Source organism: Xanthomonas sp. SHU 166 (genome assembly GCF_000364685.1).
In the GTDB taxonomy this organism is placed as follows: Bacteria; Pseudomonadota; Gammaproteobacteria; order Xanthomonadales; family Xanthomonadaceae; genus Xanthomonas_A; species Xanthomonas_A sontii.
This window is the reverse complement of record NZ_AQOJ01000999.1, coordinates 1-332: the sequence shown is the minus strand read 5'-3', so window position 1 is coordinate 332 and position 332 is coordinate 1. Positions and strand designations below refer to the sequence as shown.

General features: G+C 74.7%; 1 protein-coding gene. It reads right to left on the bottom strand.

Features of this window, described 5'->3' with window-relative positions; translation table 11 throughout:
- A partial coding sequence (locus D180_RS22145) for a PH domain-containing protein (protein WP_043091550.1) occupies positions 1-332 on the bottom strand: 332 nt, incomplete at both ends.

Below are 332 nucleotides of genomic sequence, written 5' to 3'. Positions count from 1 at the left end.
GGGCGCCGGCGGTGTCCAGCCACAGCGTCGCGGTGCCGCAGCAGCGGTCCAGCGGCGAACGGCTCAGGTGCAGCGTCTGCAGCTTGTCCAGTTCGGCCAGCCGCCACCAGCGCCGCCACCAGCCGCCGCGCACCGCCACGTAGCGCGCATCCAGCGCGTAGCCCATGCGCTGCGCCTGGCGCCAGGACTTGAACGCCGACCACGGCAGCCACAACAGCAGCAGCGCGGCCCAGGCGCCGAGGGTGGGCCACAGCCCCGCGCACAGCAGCGGCACCAGCAGCAGCGTCGGCAGCGACAGGCGCCACCAGTAGCGCGTGGCGATGCCGTGCCAG